This window comes from Mesorhizobium sp. M0040 (assembly GCF_040323505.1).
Classification (GTDB): Bacteria; Pseudomonadota; Alphaproteobacteria; order Rhizobiales; family Rhizobiaceae; genus Mesorhizobium.
In genome coordinates, this window is the sequence record NZ_JAMYVA010000110.1 from 1 (window position 1) to 4,561 (window position 4,561).

Consider the following 4,561-nt stretch of genomic DNA (forward strand, 5'->3'; position numbering starts at 1 on the left):
GTCGACCTCCAGGCCGCAATCAACCGCTTCCTCGAAGAGCACAACCAGCAACCAAAGCCCTTCAGTTGGACCGCCGACCCCGACAAGATCATTGCCGCCGTCAAAAGCGGGCACCAAATGTTAGATTCCATCCACTAGAGGAGTCTTCGATTTGACGTCGTATGCATTATCCGGCGCCAGAAGAGTCCCATTACTATTTCCAGCGCCTCGTTCGTCATTGAGAGTTGCAACCGCAGGCTGGCGTGCTGCGAGAGGCTACCCCAAAGCGTATGCATTCAAGAACTGCATCTCCTGGATTAACTACAATGACCGGATTGCATTCACCATCGACTTCTCAAGCACAGTATTCCTTCTAATATCTGCTCAATGTTTACGGTTGGTCCAAAGTGGCACTAACTTGAGCACTGACCTTGTCATGGCGCCTCAAGGCAGCAGCAGCGATATGGCCAGCATCTGATCGCGCTGGAGCAAATCTGCGGATTCACTCGTCACCTCATCAAAGTCTGGCGGCTCGGATCCAACTTCCTTGCAAGTGCCGAAATGCTCAAGCCTTTGGCCAGCTCTGCTAGCGCAGCTAGACCGCCAAATCAGAAAGAGAACGCTTGCGAAATAGGCCAGCTGAAGGAGCAGCGAACAACCCAGCGTCGTGACGACTACTGTGCGGATGGAATGAGAAGCTAAGTAGACAGTCAGAGCGTTGCTGCACAGGACCAGTCCAAGGACGCGAGAAAAGATTTTAATGGGCAACGCCGTTCTCCTGGTTTTGTCTCCTCAGATCCATGCTGCGACCTGGTCGGCCGCAACATGGGTCTGGCAGTTCTTCGGGCAGACGCGGGCGCAGGCTCCGCAGCCAATGCAGCGGCCGGCATGATCGACGACCATGATCATGCGATTGAGCTCGCTGTCGAAATCGTCGTCATCGCCGTCGCAGACGCCCGAAATTTCACCCGCGTCATCGACTCCGTAAAGATGCATGACCTCGCGCGAGCAGACTTTGAAACAGCGGCCGCAGCCGATGCAGGTCGCGCCGTCTATAGCGGTGAGATATTCCGGCACCCATCCGGAGCCGTCGCGGGTGGTGAATGTGCTCGTCATCGTAACTTCTTCATTGCAGCGAGCTCTCTCTTGGCACCATCCAACTCGGCAAAAACGGCCGACGTTTCCTCGGCAACTTCCTCTATCTCCGTCCATTTTACCGGGAGATTCTCTGCAAGGTCGCGCAATTTCATCTTGGCAACTGCCGCGCGCAGCTGAAGCTTTCGGACTTTCTTCCCCATCTCATCTAGGTCTGACATTGATCTTTCCTCGAAATCGGTTCATGACGCCCGCGCCACGTCGGGAACTTCAATGGCTGCAGTCGCATCGTCGACCAGTTTCGTACCGGCCTTCGCGAGCTTCCTGAACGTCTCGAAGCCGAACCGGTGGATGTCTCGACAGCGACCAACCGCCCGGGCGTGAAAAGCAATCATCCGAAGCCCCCCATGGGTTTCATCTCCGTCGTTGGCGATGTCATCAGGCCGGAGCGCTCCTCGATCGCGAGCCCGACGGCGGTGTAGGACATGTCGAGCCTCCACAGCACGTCCGGCTCGAGATCACCGATGACAGGCATCGCACGGCGCTGTTTTCTGGTGACGATGAAGTCGGCCAGCAGCGTGGAGTCCGATTTGGCTTCCCACGAGCCATAGGAATCTTGAGCACGGATCAGCCGCACGAGGCATCTGACAAAAGGCATGGCAAGGGCCGCCTCGTCCTCGTTGACAGCCGGGCTGACCGCAGCACTAGACATTTCGCCTGTCCTCATTTCAGTCCACTTCCTCGAAGGACGGTTTCTTTTTTCGGGACGCCTCCCTCGGGCATACTTGCGCAGCCGACGCTCGGCTCGGGGCGGCCAATTCCAAGCAATTGATTTCCCTTTGGCCGACGTTGGACGCGTCCTCGACTGCGAGGTCTTCCACCACGGCCAGAAATCGCGTCGAGCATGACTTCCGCCGCGATGCGGCCGCAGGTCATCGCAAGATACGAACCTCGAACCTGCTGCAAACAATCCATCCTGTGCTGCATGGGGCCTGCTTGCGGCCACGCCAGGAAATGGGCGAATTGGCCAGTAAACATTCCGACCCTCCCCCCTTCTTAAGTATTCTTCTCGCCCGGCCGCGCTTTGGCACCTCCGGGAAGCTTGTTTTGCGGAGCCGCACAGAGAGCGCCGTAACAAACCTTCCCGCCTCTGTAGTTGGCCAGCGCCTGCAGCAAATCCGGTAGAAGGTCCTCTTTCAGATCGTCCGGGATAGGCTCCGGACCTTCCAGCGACTTCAGTGTCAATTCGACCAACTCGATCGCGCGATCGTTGTTGCCGTTATCGTGATAGTACCGGGCGACAGCCGGATAAGACCGGTACTTAGGGCTGTCGCCTTGCGGGGGATTCAGCGCCAAGATGTGTTCGGAGAGCTCCTTGCCCATCGCGAAGCGCTCAGCAGGGGGAAGGCGCGAATGGTCATTGGCCGGATGGAAAAGTTGGTCTAGCGCCGACACCATCCAGTCCTCGGAGTTTTTGTCGATCGCATCGCGAACCAATTGGCGCATCGCGGGCAAGCCGGTCCACATGTCTTGAATTTTGTGAAGCAACAGATGCGCATGAGCCAGGCGGAAATGGATGTCGTCCGGCATCAAGGCGATGCCCTCTTCAATCGCCCAGAGCGCCGTCTTCCAATCTTCTAACTTCACTGCCGCCCAGAATCTGTCATCGATCGGCTGCTTCAACGCTTGTTCACGCGCCATAGGTTCGCATCTGGCGATCCGCTCTGTATCCGCGGCTTTCGCTTTATCGCTAGTGCGCCAGCTGCCGCTGAGCACTTTCGGCAAAATCTCATCGAGTTGGCTGGGATGACCGATAAAGGCGATGTTGCCGTCTCGGTCGACCACGAACGAGGTCGGAATCCCAACAGAAAAGCTGGGTTCCATCCAAAGCTTGTTCATTTCGCCTGTGTAGTCGAACGCGATCGGATAGTTCAGATTCGAGCACTTTTCGGCCAACCAAGCGTTTAACTTGGTGCGAGCCTCAACGGCCGTAGGAGCGTCTTCATTAGCCGCGACTGCGACGACCTCAAGTCCGCTGTCCCTGTATTTCTCCTGGAGCCGCATCAGCTGGAGCATCTCCGCCACACATAGTTCGCACCAAGTTGCCCAAAATTCGACGATATAGACTTTGCCGGAGTGGAAGTTCGCAAGGGGCTCGCCACGCAGCCAGTCCTCCACTTTGATCGAGGGAGCCGGTGACCCCATCCGCAACATCATTTTGCTCTCCAAAGCTGTTGCCAAAGGTTGCGTGACCTTGTGCGCAAGCTTGTTCCACCGTTGAGACGGGGCACGAGGGTTCAACGAAGGGAGAGTATCGCTCGTCTTGCGCATCTGCGTGCAGTCAGCCTTCACTCAGTGTTGCTGAATCTCAATTCGCAAATGCCGTGCCAACGCGCTCAGCGGGCAGTAAGCGCATGAGTCGCAGAAAAAGCCTTCAAATGCCAAGATGGTCGGTTGTATTGAACGCGACATGTTTTCTGCCACTGTCAGGTCTTGAACACGCATCACGCGCTTCGCGTCGCCAGAGAAGCATGGCCACGGACGACTGGATATATATTCGGGCTGAGGGACGAGCACATGGACATCATGACTGCGTTGGCTACCGCCAGGCTCATCATTATCGTCCGCCTCAAGCGTTGCTTGAGCTTCTTGCCGTTTCGGTCGCTCAGGTGGTAGCGGAACGCCATTGCGATATCAGGGGCCGCTCGATCCGAGCATCGCCTCTGCCCTGCCTCTTCCGCTTTGGATTGAATTCCTGGCTCCCGACGCCGGAGTTCTTCACGACGAAGCCGGTCATGTCCGGCTGCGGGTCGCGAGTACCGTCATCACCAGATTGACGATTATGATCGTGGCGAAGAGGGCTAGGATGAGTGCCGGCATGCGCCGGCCCGGTGAACCTGCTTTTGTCGTTCTGTGTCCCTGTGCACAAGCCCTACAGGGACCCCCTGGAGCGAATGTGAGCGTTCTCGGAATTGACCGGCCAAAGACCACTCGGTCGCCACGCGCGTTGAGCTGGACCGACTGAAAACGCTGAAGATGCGGCCGTCCTCACCCCTAACCGCCTGCCATTCCAGACCATGCCAACGTGATTTATGCGATCGATTCCCGCCGACCGCGGCAGGAGCCCGACCGTTCCCACTCGAAGTTGAGGGCGTCGGCCACGGCACGGTCGTTGCGTTGTTAAGCCTCCCGGCCAGTAATGAGAAGACCGTGATAGCAGTTGTGTGCGTCAAGTTCTGCAAAATGGCGTGGCATTGCGTTGACGTCGGCGTGTCCGCCGCGCAGCCCCCGTGTTTAGCGGAGCGGCGGACACATGACGGTGCTCAGGCGGCCAAGGCCCTCAGGCTCTCCTTCTTGTGCTCGCGCAGATGATCCATGTTGAGATAGCGGGTCGCCTCGAGCCAGTTCTCGTGGATCTCCACCGCCAATGCCCGAACCAGCCGCAGACAGCTCCGCGGGTTGGGGAAGATGCGAACGACCAGGGTGC

Annotated in this window: 5 protein-coding genes and 2 pseudogenes; 1 reads left to right on the plus strand and 6 read right to left on the minus strand. The window is 57.7% G+C overall.

Annotated elements, in window-relative coordinates; translation table 11 throughout:
* Window positions 1–138: pseudogene (locus tag NKJ91_RS33310) on the plus strand (IS630 family transposase); the annotation flags it as partial.
* 285 nt (window positions 139–423) lie between these two features.
* On the opposite strand, the gene NKJ91_RS33315 reads toward NKJ91_RS33310, so the two are convergent.
* The 6 genes and pseudogenes from NKJ91_RS33315 to NKJ91_RS33340 form a co-directional block, all read right to left on the minus strand.
* Window positions 424–747: an exopolysaccharide production repressor protein gene (locus tag NKJ91_RS33315; RefSeq protein WP_352458886.1), complete on the minus strand. Its 324-nt coding sequence runs from the start codon at window positions 745–747 to the stop codon at window positions 424–426.
* Between the two features lie 24 nt (window positions 748–771).
* Window positions 772–1,095 (minus strand): ferredoxin III, nif-specific, encoded by a 324-nt coding sequence (gene fdxB, locus NKJ91_RS33320; RefSeq protein WP_352458887.1) that lies wholly within the window; start codon window positions 1,093–1,095, stop codon window positions 772–774.
* Complete coding sequence (locus NKJ91_RS33325) at window positions 1,092–1,295, minus strand: CCE_0567 family metalloprotein (RefSeq protein ID WP_352458888.1); 204 nt, start codon at window positions 1,293–1,295, stop codon at window positions 1,092–1,094. Before NKJ91_RS33325 ends, fdxB begins: the two co-directional genes overlap by 4 nt.
* A gap of 21 nt (window positions 1,296–1,316) precedes the next feature.
* Window positions 1,317–1,786 (minus strand): annotated as a pseudogene (locus tag NKJ91_RS33330) (NifX-associated nitrogen fixation protein).
* A 344-nt stretch (window positions 1,787–2,130) separates the two neighbouring features.
* Entirely contained in the window at window positions 2,131–3,291 is a 1,161-nt protein-coding gene (locus NKJ91_RS33335; RefSeq protein ID WP_352458889.1) for a TlpA disulfide reductase family protein, read from the minus strand.
* 1,106 nt (window positions 3,292–4,397) lie between these two features.
* Window positions 4,398–4,561: transposase (locus NKJ91_RS33340; RefSeq protein WP_352458890.1), on the minus strand; the 164-nt coding region annotated here is incomplete at its 5' end.